Annotated in this window: 12 protein-coding genes; 5 read left to right on the top strand and 7 right to left on the bottom strand. The window is 64.3% G+C overall.

Annotation, left to right across the window (positions count from 1 at the left end; all coding sequences use genetic code 11):
* Positions 1 to 22 precede the first annotated feature (22 nt).
* The gene (locus V7Q53_RS08620; protein ID WP_333828127.1) at positions 23 to 2188 is read left to right on the top strand and encodes an ATP-binding protein; all 2166 of its coding nucleotides are present in this window, start codon (positions 23 to 25) and stop codon (positions 2186 to 2188) included.
* Between the two features lie 60 nt (positions 2189 to 2248).
* Here the strand turns inward: V7Q53_RS08620 and V7Q53_RS08615 are convergent, their stop codons facing one another.
* A complete protein-coding gene (locus tag V7Q53_RS08615; protein WP_333828126.1) occupies positions 2249 to 3055 on the bottom strand; it encodes an LOG family protein in 807 nt (268 codons plus the stop codon).
* A gap of 85 nt (positions 3056 to 3140) precedes the next feature.
* On the opposite strand from V7Q53_RS08615, the gene dapD reads away from it, so the two are divergent.
* The 4 genes from dapD (at position 3141) to V7Q53_RS08595 (ending at position 6455) form a co-directional block, all read left to right on the top strand.
* A complete protein-coding gene (gene dapD / locus V7Q53_RS08610) occupies positions 3141 to 3965 on the top strand; it encodes a 2,3,4,5-tetrahydropyridine-2,6-dicarboxylate N-succinyltransferase (protein ID WP_333828125.1) in 825 nt (274 codons plus the stop codon).
* 273 nt (positions 3966 to 4238) lie between these two features.
* Positions 4239 to 5282, top strand: coding sequence for a hypothetical protein (locus V7Q53_RS08605; RefSeq protein ID WP_333828124.1), 1044 nt, complete (start codon positions 4239 to 4241; stop codon positions 5280 to 5282).
* 12 nt (positions 5283 to 5294) lie between these two features.
* Entirely contained in the window at positions 5295 to 6020 is a 726-nt protein-coding gene (locus V7Q53_RS08600; protein ID WP_333828123.1) for an SGNH/GDSL hydrolase family protein, read from the top strand.
* An 87-nt stretch (positions 6021 to 6107) separates the two neighbouring features.
* Entirely contained in the window at positions 6108 to 6455 is a 348-nt protein-coding gene (locus V7Q53_RS08595) for a hypothetical protein (RefSeq protein WP_333828122.1), read from the top strand.
* Between the two features lie 88 nt (positions 6456 to 6543).
* Here V7Q53_RS08595 and V7Q53_RS08590 read toward each other — a convergent pair whose 3' ends face one another.
* From V7Q53_RS08590 to V7Q53_RS08565, 6 genes are all read right to left on the bottom strand, one after another.
* On the bottom strand, positions 6544 to 6960 hold the full coding sequence (locus tag V7Q53_RS08590; protein WP_333828121.1) for an Hsp20/alpha crystallin family protein: 417 nt from the start codon (positions 6958 to 6960) through the stop codon (positions 6544 to 6546).
* Positions 6961 to 7045: 85 nt separating this feature from the next.
* Complete coding sequence (locus tag V7Q53_RS08585) at positions 7046 to 8323, bottom strand: amidohydrolase family protein (RefSeq protein WP_333828120.1); 1278 nt, start codon at positions 8321 to 8323, stop codon at positions 7046 to 7048.
* Positions 8323 to 9267 (bottom strand): ABC transporter permease, encoded by a 945-nt coding sequence (locus V7Q53_RS08580; protein WP_333828154.1) that lies wholly within the window; start codon positions 9265 to 9267, stop codon positions 8323 to 8325. The genes V7Q53_RS08585 and V7Q53_RS08580 overlap by 1 nt, the downstream gene beginning before the upstream one ends.
* 6 nt (positions 9268 to 9273) lie before the next feature.
* Positions 9274 to 10323, bottom strand: a complete 1050-nt coding sequence (locus V7Q53_RS08575) for an ABC transporter permease (RefSeq protein ID WP_333828119.1) — start codon at positions 10321 to 10323, stop codon at positions 9274 to 9276.
* Positions 10313 to 11860, bottom strand: coding sequence for an ABC transporter ATP-binding protein (locus V7Q53_RS08570; RefSeq protein ID WP_333828118.1), 1548 nt, complete (start codon positions 11858 to 11860; stop codon positions 10313 to 10315). Before V7Q53_RS08570 ends, V7Q53_RS08575 begins: the two co-directional genes overlap by 11 nt.
* Positions 11861 to 12883 carry a BMP family protein gene (locus tag V7Q53_RS08565; RefSeq protein ID WP_333828117.1) on the bottom strand — a complete coding sequence of 341 codons (1023 nt, stop codon included), beginning with the start codon at positions 12881 to 12883 and terminating at the stop codon, positions 11861 to 11863.
* Positions 12884 to 12890: the final 7 nt, after the last annotated feature.

Genomic DNA, 12890 nt, shown 5'->3' with positions numbered 1-12890 from the left:
GAATTGGCGGACATGCGGCGGAATGCAGACAGAAAATATAACGAATGAGACCCGTCTGACGCGCATTCAGGCGCTTGTCGTTGAAATTCTCAACGACCTCCTGCGCGCGCCGATCGAGCAGATCGACGTTTCGATCAACCGTGCGATCGAGCGGATCGGGGCTTATTGCAAGCGTGACCGCTCCTATGTTTTCGTCAACGCCGGTGCGGTGACCAGCAATACGCATGAATGGTGCGCGCCGGGTATCCAGCCCCAGATCGAGCATCTGAAGGATCTGCCGTTGTCGCTTTACGGGCCGATGGCCGAGCCGTTGGAGAACGGCGTGCCCTTCCATGTTCCCGATGTCACAGCGCTGCCCGAAAGCTCTTCGGTGCGGGAGTTGCTTGAAGGGCAGGCGATCCGCTCCATTCTTGTGGTGCCGATGCGTGCCGATGGCACATTCTACGGTTTCATCGGCTTTGACGGCGTACACAATACCCATGATTTTCTTCCGGGTGAGCTGTATCTGCTGCAGTCGGTTGCCGATGTCATCTGCTCGGTTCTGCAGCGGCGCGAGAGCGACCGGGCCGTGCGGGCCGTTCAGGTGGAACTGGACAATGAGCGCGCCTTTCTCAGCAGCATTCTGAGCACTTCAGCCATGGGCATTCTGGTGCTGGACCGTCAGGGCGTGATCCGTTTCGCCAATGACGCCGCCGAGCAGGTTCTGGGCACGACCCGCGCGCGGATGATCGGCCAGCACCATGATGAGGCGGAGTGGTTCGCGCTGGGCGAGGACGGCTTGCGCCCGGACGCCGGGAATTCGCCGTTCGAGCGGGTGCTGGCCTCCGGCCAGCCGCTTGCGGACACGCGCTTCACCCTGCGCAGTCCTTCGGGTACGCGGTATTGTTCAGTCCATGCCGCGCCGGTGCCCGGGGGCAACCTGCATGATGCGCGGGTGGTCTATGCCGTGCTCGATGTCACCGATCAGGTGCATGCCGAGCGCGCGCGCGAAGCCGCGCTGGATGAGGCGCGGCGCGCCAATGCTGCCAAGACCCAGTTTCTGGCCAAGATGAGCCATGAAATGCGCACCCCGCTCAATGGTGTGCTGGGGATCGCCGAGGTTCTGGAACGCCTGATCACCGACCCCGATCAGGCGCGCATGGTCAAGGTGATGCATGATTCGGGCACTTTGTTGCTGAACATCATCAACGATCTTCTCGACATGTCCAAGATCGAGGCCGATCAGCTTGCGATCGAGCAGGTGCCCTTCAGTGTGCCCGAACTGGCGCAGCGGATCGAAACCGTTCATACCCTCAAGGCATCCGAGAAGCAGCTTTCCTTCGGGGTGGCGGTGCAGGGTGACGCCGGTGCCAAGCGGCTGGGGGATCCGCATCGCATTCTGCAGATCCTTCACAATGTGATCGGCAACGCGATCAAGTTTACCGAGACCGGCTCTGTCCGGGTTGAGATGGATTGCACCGATGCCGATCAGATCCTGATCGAGGTGCGCGATACCGGCATCGGAATGACGCATGAGCAGCAGGTGCATGTCTTTGAGGAATTCGGGCAGGCCGACGGCTCCATCGCGCGCAAGTTCGGCGGGACCGGGCTGGGCATGCCGATTGCGAAACGGCTGGTGAACATGATGGGCGGCACCATCGGCTTTCAGTCGCAACTGGGGATCGGCACGCAGGTGACGATCACGCTGCCTTTGCCGCGCCTCACTGCGGCAGAGGGCGAGCAGGCCCGCAAGCCGGTTGCCGATTCCCATTACGATCTGTCCGGTCTGCGCGTGCTGGCTGCCGATGACAACCGCACCAACCGGATGATTCTGGGCGCGATGATGGGTCAGCTGGGCATGTCTTCGGTGCTGGTCGCCGATGGCCCCGCTGCGCTGGAGGCCTATGAGAAAGAACCCTTCGATGCGGTGATTCTGGATATCTCGATGCCCGAGATGGACGGGGTGATGGTGCTGAAGGAGTTGCGCGCGCGCGAGGCCAAGAAGGTGATGCGCGGCAAAGGCAAAGCCGATGAGCGCCTGCCGATTCTGGCCTTCTCCGCCAATGCGATGTCACATCAGGTTGAGGCCTATATGGCCGCCGGTTTTGACGACTGTCTGACCAAGCCGCTTCAGCTGGAGCGGTTGCGCAGTGCGGTGGGTACGCTTGTGCCGGGCAGCACGCTGGTCACCAAACCGGCGGCGGAATAAGCGGGAGAGCGTGGCAGCGGTTTGCGGTTTACCGCCCCGTTTGCTCATCGCGCCTGCTGTTCAGCGCCATGTGTCGATACATTCAACCGCCTCCTCGGCGGTTTCGACATAATGCACAAGGTTCAGATCCTCGGGCGAAATCGTTCCGGCCTCGGCCAGCGCATCCCAGTTGATCACGCGTTCCCAGAATGAGCGGCCGAACAGCAGGATGGGAATGCCCTTCATGCGCCGTGTCTGGATCAGCGTCAGCGCCTCGAACATCTCATCCAGCGTGCCGAACCCACCCGGGAAGATGGTGATCGCCTGGGCGCGCATCAGGAAATGCATCTTGCGCACCGCGAAATAGTGGAAGTTGAAGCTGAGGTCCGGGGTGACATAGCTGTTGGGGGCCTGTTCATGCGGCAGCACGATATTGAGGCCGATGGAAATGCCCCCGGCTTCGGCAGCGCCTCTGTTGCCCGCCTCCATCACCCCCGGGCCGCCCCCGGTGCAGATGACGTGCTCGCGGTTGTCCTTGGCGACACTGCGCAGGGTCATCAGGCGCGCGAACTCCTGCGCCTGGGTGTAATAATGCGAGAGGCTGTCCAGCCCCGGCTTGCCCGAGGGCTTGTCAGGGGCGGGGATGCGCGCGCCGCCGAACATCACCACCGTCGAGGCGATCTGCCGCTCGGTCAGCAGTATTTCGGTCTTCATCAGTTCAAGCTGCAGCCGCACCGGGCGCAGCGCGTCGCGTTTGATGAAGTCCAGATCATCAAAGGCCAGCCGATAGGCCGGGTTCAGGGTCTGCGGTGTCTCGGGTACGGCCTGCGATGTGCGAACGTCCTGTTCCGCATCGGGAAAGGGGCGGAAGCGGGGGGTGTCGTTCATCAGATGTCCTTTGCCTGCATTGCGTGCCTGTCCGCCCAAGGCTATAGCCTGCGTAACCCCGTGACCAGAGCCGCAGGAGCAGACCATGCCGATTGACGAACTTGAAACCGCCATTGAAGCCGCATGGGACGCGCGCGACACCATCACCCCCGCCACCCGCGGTGCGGCGCGTGACGCTATCGAAGCCACGCTTGAGGCGCTGGATACCGGCGCACTGCGCGTGGCCGAAAAGCGCGGCATGGACTGGCATGTGAACCAATGGGCCAAGAAGGCGGTGCTGCTGGGTTTCCGCATCAAGGACATGGAGCCGCAGGAAGGGGGGCCGCAGGGTAGCGGCTGGTGGGACAAGGTTGACAGCAAGTTCAGGGGCTGGGGCGAGAACCGCTGGAAAGAGGCGGGCTTCCGCGCTGTGCCCAACTGCATCGTGCGCAAATCGGCCTATATCGCGCCGGGCGTGGTGCTGATGCCGTCCTTCGTGAACCTTGGCGCCTATGTCGACAGCGGCACCATGGTCGATACCTGGGCGACGGTGGGAAGCTGTGCGCAGATCGGCAAGAATGTGCATCTGTCCGGCGGCGTGGGCATCGGCGGCGTGCTGGAGCCGATGCAGGCCGGCCCGACGATCATTGAGGACAACTGCTTCATTGGCGCGCGTTCCGAGGTGGTCGAGGGTTGTATCATTCGCGAGGGTTCGGTGCTGGGGATGGGCGTGTTCATCGGCAAATCCACCAAGATCGTTGACCGGGAAACCGGCGCGGTGATGTATGGCGAAGTGCCCGCCGGGTCGGTCGTGGTGGCAGGCTCGATGCCATCGAAGAACGGCGTGCATCTTTATTGCGCGGTGATCGTCAAGCGGGTGGATGCGCAGACGCGTTCCAAGACCTCGATCAACGAGCTGCTGCGCGACTGACATCGGGCGGCGCCTGTTCGCGCCCGTGTCACCTGTCATCTGACCGTGCCGCGCCGGAAACGACTTCGTCAGAATGAACCCTCTGTCTCACTTCGGGGCAGGGGGTTTTTTCATTGGCATCCGGACGGGCAGGGAAGGGGCGTATTTTTGGCAAGATGAAGCCGGGGCGGCGCACTCCGCCGGGCGGCGGCCGCAGCGGGGCGGGGCCTTGCGGAACGGAACCGAAAGGCTAATCTGGCGTTGATTGTCCACACCCTTCTGGAGGAGTCCCCCATGTCGCGTCGCCGGTTCCCGCTTTTCGCCCTCTCCCTTGCTGCGCTGCCCATGGCGGCCCAGGCGCAGGAGGAAGGCATTTCCGGCGCGCGTATTCTGGCCTGCGAGGCGGATCGCACGGCCGAGGGCTGTGCCACGCTGCTGTCGAAGCTCTTTGTCTGTGATCAGGCCGAAGAGATGACGGGGTGTGCCGATCTTCTGGCACTGCGTGAAGCGGCCGTTGATCTGAATGAGCGCGAGGCGGCGCTGAACGGGGAAGAGGCTGGCGAAGAAGGGGACGATGAGGCTGGCATCGTCGAGGAACCCGAAGAGGACGAGAACATCGAGGTTGAGGTGCGCGCGGAAGGTGAGTTGGTCGACGAGCTGGAGGATGAGGCGTTGACCGAGGGTGAAGAGCGGCTGCGCGAAGAGGATGAGGAAGACGAGAACGGCGCTGACGGTGATGCTTTGGAAGACGAGGCCGGCACGGAAGCTGGTGGCGCGGATGCCGAGGGTGCTGATGCCGAGGGCGCCGGGACTGAAGGGGCCGAGACGGAAGGCGCCGACGAAGCGGGCGCGGAAGAAGACGGCGCGGAAGCGGCGCAGTCCGAGGGTGCTGATGCAACCGACACCGCTTCGGGTGAAAACGCGACCGATGACGCTGCTGCGACTGATGACACTGCCGAGGCCGGGGCAGTGGTGGGCGAGGAAAACGCCTGCCCGGTCGCGGCCTCAGATGACTGGGCGGCATGGGTCAGTGCCATGCCCGGCCCGGACGGGCCGAAACTGATTGTGACCGGCACCGTCACCATGCCTTCCCCCGGCTACAGTGTGACGCTGGAACAAGGCATCAGCGATCGCTCTGCCCAGCCTGTGCAGGTGGTTCAACTGGTTTACGAGGCGCCCCAGATGGACGCGCCGCAAGTGCTCAGTGATTATGACCTGCGCTTCGAGATGGCTTCGCCCGCGCCGGTTGATGGCACCCAATCGCCGTTCCGGGGCGTGCGGGTGCTCTGTGGTGAGCAGGAAATCATCCTGATCGAGCCTGTCGAGGTGGCCCAGTAAAAAGGCACTTCCGTGTCGCCGCTGACCAGTCTTGCACTGCGTCTTGCCCTTGCTCCGATCTGTCTGATGCAAGGAATGATGGTGCGCCGCAAGGTGCAGCGCTTGCCCGAGGCGGTGGGGCCAAGGCAGGGACAGAGTGGCGCGGGCCCGGTGCTCCGGCTTCTGATCATGGGCGAGTCCTCGGCCGCCGGGGTTGGGGTGGTGCATCAGGATGATGCGCTGGCGGGGCAGCTTGTGGCCGCGCTGGGCGGCTATGACCTGCGCTGGCACCTCGAGGCACGGACCGGCGCGACCACGGCGCATGCCCTTGCCGGCCTGCGCGCCTTGCCGCCAACACCCTTTGATGCGGCGGTCGTCGTTCTGGGGGTGAATGATGTGATCCGGCAGGTGCCACTGCGGCGCTGGCTGGCCGAGCAGCGCGCGCTCTGGGAAGTGCTGGAAAGCCGCTTTGGCCTTCGCCATATCTACCTGTCCGGCGTGCCGCCGCTGGGCAGATTTCCCGCCCTTCCCCAGCCCCTGCGTGCTCTTCTGGGTGCGCGCGCAAGGCTTTTCGACACGGCACTGGCGGCAGAGGTGGCCCGGCGCCCTTCAGGTCAGGCGGTCCTGCACCCTCTGCCGTTTGACACCGATACGCTGAACCCGGCGCTGATGGCTGTGGACGGCTTTCACCCCGGGCGCGAAATTTACCGCGACTGGGCAGGGCTTATTGCGGGGGCAATCCGCGCCGACTTCGCCTGAGGTGCGGGGACTTGCAGCGGCGCTGCTTTCCTGTCACTTGGCGGGCGATCAAGGCACAGGGCGATGAACGCGCGCGGAGGGTGGCGGATGGCGACTGAAAGCACGGGCGACAAGCCGGAAAAACGGCGTCAGCAGGTCTATACATTGCTGGTTGAGGTCGGGCGCAGTGCGGGCGACGGGCTTCCCAAGGGCTGCACTGGTGCGGGGCTTCTGATCTATGCCTCAGGCGTGGATGAGGCCGAGGCCGTGCGCGAAAGCGTGGCGATCCTCAAACAGGCGGATATGGCACCGCTGGACGTGACCGGCTACGGCACGCTGGAAGAGCGGCTGGCGCAGGGCGACGAGATTGACGAGAGCGAACGCGCGCTGATGCAGCGCGCGCTTGAGGAGAATGCCGTGATCGTGGCGCAGATGACGCCGTTTACCAGCGACTAATACTGGGCGACTGACGTTTCACAAGACCGAGCGTGAAACGTGCAGCGCTCTGCGAAGAATGCAGCTTCTGTGGCGTCAGGTCAGCCGGTCATTTCTTCTCGATGGTCACGCGGCGCGCTTCGGCACCCTTGGGGGCTTTCCGGGGTAGGCTGACGGTCAGCACCCCGTCCTTGAGCGCCGCGCTGACTGCGCCTTCGTCAGCGTCTGCGGGCAGGCGGAAGCTGCGCTCAAAACTGCCGAACTGGCGCTCGCTGAAATACCAGGTGTCGCCTTTTTCCTCGCGTTCCGATTTCTTCTCGCCCCGGATGCGTACCAGACCGTTTTCAACCGTCAGGTGGATATCCTCTTCAGCCACGCCGGGCAGTTCCATGCGGATCGAATAGGAACTATCGTCTGACGAAGCTTCGGATGCGGTGTTCACCCAGTCCGCCAGTTTGCCGCCAAACTGGCGGAAGGGCTCATAAAGGGTCGGCCAGAAATTACCGAGCGGTGTTTTTTCGACCATGTCCGTCTCCATTGCAATGGGTTGCGAAGGTCTTCCATGATCTGTGACTCACGCTTTGATTGCCTTGATCCACGTCAATCCAAAGTCAGCCCGCCCGGTGGCGCCGTCGCACGCTTGCGGGCCTTCCGGGCAGCGAGAGGCGGCTGTCGTTGCGCGCCTTTGCGGCGACCAGCTTGCCTTTGGCCACCACCGCCAGCCGGTCCGGGCGCAGGCGCAGGGCCTCAACGGGGTTGCCCGCGTCCAGCACCACCAGCGACGCGGTGCAGCCCGGTTCCAGCCCATAGCCCTGCAACCCCATGATGCGGGCGTTGGCGTTGGTCACCATGTCAAAACAGCGGCGCATCTCATCGGGGTGGGTCATCTGCGCGACGTGAAGGCCCATGAAGGCCACGTCCAGCATGTCGGCGGTTCCCAGCGAATACCATGGGTCCAGCACGCAATCCTGCCCCCAGCCCACGGTGATGTCCTGGGCCTGCATTTCCTTGACGCGGGTCAGCCCGCGCCGCTTGGGAAACGTATCATGCCGCCCTTGCAGAACGATGTTGATCAGCGGGTTGGGGATGGCGCTGATCCCGGCCTCGGCGATCAGCGGCAGCAGTTTGGAGACATAGTAATTGTCCATTGAATGCATCGAGGTCAGATGCGAGGCGGCCACCCGCCCGTGCAGGCCCAGCCGCTGCGTCTCATAGGCCAGTGTCTCGATATGGCGGCTCATCGGGTCGTCGGTTTCGTCGCAATGCATATCGACCGGCAGGCCACGATCGGCCGCGATCTTGCACAGGTTGGTGATGGACCAACTTCCCTCATCCATCGTGCGCTCGAAATGCGGGATGCCGCCCACGACATCGACACCCATGTCGAGCGCGCGCAGGGTCTGTTCCAGCGCGTTCGGGTCGCGGTAGAGGCCGTCTTGCGGGAAGGCGACCAGTTGCAGGTCGATATAGGGTTTGACCGTCTCGCGCACATCCAGCAGCGCCTGCACCCCCTTCAGATCAGGGTCGCAGGTATCCACATGGCTGCGGATCGCCAGCAGGCCCATGCTGACCGCCCAGTCGCAATATTCCAGCGCGCGGGCCTTCATCTCGTCGATGGTGGCAATCGCCTTCAGCTCACCCCAAAGCGCGATCCCTTCCAAAAGCGTGCCCGAGGCATTCACCCTTGGCTGGCCGTAGGAAAGCGTCGCATCCATATGAAAATGGGGGTCCACGAACGGCGGGCAGACCAGATCGCCGGTGGAGTCGATTACTTGCCCGGCCTCGGCCCCCTCCAGCTTTTCCACAGCCGCGATCTTGTCGCCCCGGATGCCGATATCAGCTACCCGGCCATCCGGCAGGGTGCCGCCCTTCACGATCAGATCGAACATCAGCGTTCCCCCTTGTTGAACGGCACCATCAGCGCCGCCGGAACCGAGGCGCGGCGCGACATGATCACCAGCGCCAGAATGGACAGAAGGAAAGGCATCATCAGGAACACCTGATAGGGCACATCGGCCCCCAGCGCGGTCTGTTGCAGGCGGATCTGCAACGCATCAAAGACGCCGAACAGCACCGCACCCAAAAGCGCCTTGCCCGGCATCCATGCGCCGAACACCACAAGCGCAATGCAGATCCAGCCACGCCCGTTGACCATTTCAAAGAAGAACGAGTTGAAGGCCGACATGGTCAGAAAAGCGCCGCCCACCGCCATCAGGCCCGAACCGACGATCACCGCGCCCATGCGGATGCCGGTGACGGACAGCCCCTGTGCGGCCACCGCCGAGGGGTTCTCGCCTGCTGCGCGCAGGGCCAGCCCCAAGGGCGTGCGGTAGAGCACGACCGAGACCACCGCCACCAGCACGAAGGCCAGATAGGTGAGCGGGGTTTGCGTGAACAGCGCGGGGCCGATCAGCGGCAGGTCCGACAGGTATGGAATTGGCAGCGGCTGGAATGCCTCGATCCGGGGCGGGGTGGTGACGCGGGGCAGGGCGAGGCGGTAGGCGAAATAGGTGGCCGAGGTTGCCAGCAGCGTCACCCCCAGCCCCACCACATGCTGGCTGAGGCCGAAAGGCACCGTGAGCGTGGCATGCACAAGGCCGAACAGCATGCCCGCTGCCATGGCCATCATCACCCCGGTCCACAAGCCGCCACCGGAATAAACCGTCACCCAGCCCGCAAAGGCCCCTGCCACCATGATCCCTTCAATCCCAAGGTTCAGCACCCCCGCGCGTTCGCAGATCAACTCACCCATCGTGGCGAAAATCAGCGGCGAGGCGATGCGGATCACGGCGGCCCAGAAGCTGGCCGACAGCAGGATATCAAGGATTTCCATCATCTCTCAGCCCCTGCGCACGCGAAAACGGGTCAGTGCGATGGCCGGCACCATGGTCAGAAGGGCGGTGGCCAGCATGATATTGGCGATATAGGTGGGCACGCCCGCAGCCCGGCTCATGCTGTCCGCGCCCACAAACACCCCCGCGACGAAAATGGCCGAGACGACCACGCCCAGCGGGTTCAGCAGCGCCAGCATCGCCACGATGATGCCGGTGTAGCCAAAGCCCGGGCTGATATCGAGCGTCAGGTTCCCCTTCAGCCCCGCCACCTCGGAAAACCCGGCCAGCGCCGCCAGCCCGCCCGACAGAAGCGCGGTTTTCAGGATGACGCGGCCCACCGGGATGCCCGCGAACTCGGCGGCCTGCCGGTTCTGGCCGACCGCGCGCATCTCATAGCCCAGCGTGGTGCGCGACTGGATCACCCAGACCACCAGCGCCGAGATCAGCGCCAGCGCGAAACCCCAATGCAGGCGCAGGCCCTCGACGATGCGGGGCAGGCGGGCCTCGGGGATCAGGCGCGAGGATTGGGGCCAGCCCATGCCCATCGGGTCTTTGAGCGGGCCTTCCAGCAGCATCGAGACGAAGAGCAGCACGACGAAGTTGAACAGCAGCGTGGTGACAACTTCATCCACGCCGAAACGCACCTTCAGTAGCGCAGGCCCCAGCAACACCAGCGCCCCCGCCAGCATCGCCGCCCCCGCCATGGCGGGTAGCAGCAGCCCCGAGGGCCAGCCCAAAGCGCCGGTGCCCAGCAGCACCGCCATTACGGCACCTGCGTAAAGCTGCGCCTCGGCGCCGATGTTCCACAACTTGGCGCGGAAGGCCACGGCGACGGCCAACCCGGTGAAGATCAGCGGCGTTGCGCGGTTGAGGGTTTCGAGCAAAGCAAAGCGCGAACCCGCCGCGCCCTTGAGGATCAGGCCCAGCGTGGCGAAGGGGTTGGCCCCGGCGAGCATGGCCAGCAGTGAGCCCGCCAGCACTGTCAGCGCCAGCGCGATCACCGGAAAGCCCAGCGTGCGCGCCAGCGTGGGGTTGGCGATGGGCTCAAGCCGCATGGGTCACTCCGTCAAAGCCGCTGCCAGCCATCCACGCACCCAGCCCCGCCGCCGTCATGGAGCCACGCTGGAAGGGGGGCGACAGGCGGCCTTCATAGATGACATGAATCACGTCAGACAGCGCCATCACCTCATCGAGGTCTTCGGATATCAACAGCACCGCCGCGGCCCGGTCGCGCGCGGCCAGAAGCTGGCCATGCACGAAACTGATCGCGCCGATATCGAGGCCCCGCACCGGCTGGTTGGCCAAAATGACCTTTGGCCCCGGTTCCATCGCGCGGCCCAGGATCAGCTTTTGCATGTTCCCGCCCGACAGCAGGCGGATGCGGGTTTCGGGGCCGGGGCAGCGCACATCGTAGCGGGTGATCACCTGCTGCGCGAAGTCACGCGCCGCGCGCCAGTTCATCCAGCCCCGGCGCGAGAAGGGCGCTATGCTGTAGCTTTCCAGAATGGCGTTTTCCGTCAGGGTGAAATCGGCGATGGTGCCGGTTTTGTGGCGGTCTTCGGGGATGCGGGCGATACCTGCATCCATCGCCGCGCGAGGCGACCAATGGCGCGGGGCCTCGCCATGCAGGGCCATCTGGCCGGAAACCGGGCGTTCCAGCCCCGCGATCAGATCAGCCAGCGCGGCCTGCCCGTTGCCCGAAACACCCGCCAGCCCGGTGATCTGACCGGCATGCAGCGCAAGGTCCGCCGTCTTCAGCCCCGGCGCGTTGCCGTGATCCGGGGTGGTAACGTTCTGAAGGGTCAAAAGCGCCGGGCCGGGGGCGCTGGCGCGCAGCTCTGGCGGTTTGACCTCGGCGCCGACCATCAGTTCGGCCAGTTTGTGGCGGTCAGTCTGATCTGTGGCCACCTCGCCCGCCAGCTTGCCATGGCGCAGCACCACGACGCGGCTGGAAATCGCCATAACCTCATGCAGTTTGTGGCTGATGAACACGACCGACAGCCCCTTGGCCACCATCTTGCGCAGGGTAACAAACAGCCCCTCGGTTTCCTGCGGGGTCAGGACGGCGGTGGGTTCATCGAGGATCAGGATGCGGGCATCACGGTAGAGCGCCTTCAGGATTTCGACGCGCTGGCGTTCCCCCACGCTCAGGCTGCCCACCCGGTGCTCAGGCACCACCGACAGGCCGAAATCGCGCGCAAGCTGCACGATCCGGGCGCGGGCGCGGGCCTTGTCAAAACCGGGCTTCCAGAGCGGGCGGGTGCCCAGCAGGATATTTTCCAGCACCGACAGGTTATCGGCCAGCGTGAAATGCTGGTGCACCATGCCGACACCCGCCGCCAAGGCGGCGCGCGGGTTGCCCGGCGGCAGGGGCTGGCCGAACAGCTCCACGTGGCCCTCGTCCGCCGTGTAATGGCCGAAGAGGATGTTCATCAGCGTGGTCTTGCCCGCGCCATTCTCGCCCAGCAGCGCCACAACCTCGCCCCGGTGCAGGGAAAAGCTGACCGCATCATTGGCGGTCAGCGCTCCGAAACGCTTGGTGATGCCATCGAGGCGCAGGACAACCTCCTGCGCCCCCATTTCCCCGGACATTTACATTGACCGTGGTTCGTCGTCGTTGATCTCGACCTCGTACTCACCGGCGCGGATCGCGGCCTCACGCTCTTCGACAAGTTCCATGATCTCGGCGGGGACGCGGCCTTCAAAGGTGCCCAGAGGCGCCAGCGAGGAGCCGTCGTTGATCATGTAGGAATAAACGCCATAGTTCTCGGCCGAGAACACCCCGCCCTTGACCGCCGCCACGGCGGCATCGAGCGTGGGTTCAAAGTGCCAGATGGCCGAGGCGACCACCGTATCGGGGTAATCAGCCTGCGTGTCGATCACATTGCCGATCGCCAGCACGCCGCGTTCCTGCGCGGCGTCTGCCACGCCGAAGCGTTCGGCATACATCACATCGGCGCCTGCCTCGATCATGCCGAAGGCGGTTTCCTTGGCGCGGGGGGGATCGAACCATGAGCCGATGAAGGCCACCTGAAAGCGGATTTCCGGGTTCACCTCACGCGCGCCGGCCATGAAGGCATGCATCAGGCGATTGACCTCAGGGATCGGAAAGCCGCCGACCATGCCGATATTCCCGCTTTCAGACATCGCGCCCGCGATCAGCCCGCTGAGATAAGCGGCGTCCTGGATATAGTTGTCGAACACCGCGAAATTGGGCAGGTCCGGGTCATGCATGAAGCTGGAGCCCATGAGGAAGGCCACATCCGGGTATTCGGCGGCAACCTCGCGCGCCTCCTGCTCGACGCCGAAAACCTCGCCGATGATCAGTTGCACCCCGGCCTCGGCATATTCGCGCATCACGCGGGCGTAGTCGGTGTTCGAGACATTCTCGGTGAAGGTATAGCTGATATCGCCACGCTCCTGCGCGGTCTCAGCCGCCAGATGAATGCGGCTGACCCACTGCTGTTCAACCGGCACGGTATAGACACCGGCCACGCGCAGCGGCTCTTGCGCCAGAAGGTGGCCGGGGGTGACGGCAAGGCCGGTGAGCGCGGCACCGGCGGCAACCGTGGCCAGAAGGCGGCGGCGGGTGAGTGTGAAGCGGGCGTTGGTCATGGTGAAT

This window comes from Pararhodobacter sp. (genome assembly GCF_036802785.1).
Lineage (GTDB): Bacteria > Pseudomonadota > Alphaproteobacteria > Rhodobacterales > Rhodobacteraceae > Pararhodobacter.
This window is presented reverse-complemented; position numbering and strand designations above follow the sequence as displayed.